We start from the raw sequence: 389 nt of genomic DNA on the forward strand, positions 1-389 counted from the left end.
GGTTTTGATTTCCTGGAAAAGCAAATTCTGGTCTCTTGAGATAAGGGATGCGCTTGATCGTTTAAGAAAAATTGAGAAAGATGATTTCACCAGGAGCATTCTCGATCAGTTTTTGCCAGACCCAAAGATCCATAAAACCAGGGCTGAATTGAGGCAGCTAATAAGAAAGAAAGCATACGCAGGTTCAGGGGAATGGAGAACGGAGGAGTCGATACTGCATTTTCTTCGTCAGCACACAAGCGAGGAAGGAAGACTTAATGCTGCTGCAGAACTGTTGCCGGATGATGGCATCTATAATTACAAAGCAGACTTAACTCCTCAGGAATCAGCCATACTGTTTATAGATGCTGATAAATCGGATGAGGACACGCACGATATATCAGCTACTC

The 389-nt window shown here is 43.2% G+C and carries 1 protein-coding gene; it reads left to right on the top strand.

Features of this window, described 5'->3' with window-relative positions; genetic code table 11:
- The coding region (locus HY58_RS19695; protein ID WP_039135707.1) for a hypothetical protein at positions 1 to 389 on the top strand (389 nt) is incomplete at both ends.

Source organism: Flavihumibacter sp. ZG627 (genome assembly GCF_000814325.1).
In the GTDB taxonomy this organism is placed as follows: Bacteria; Bacteroidota; Bacteroidia; order Chitinophagales; family Chitinophagaceae; genus Flavihumibacter.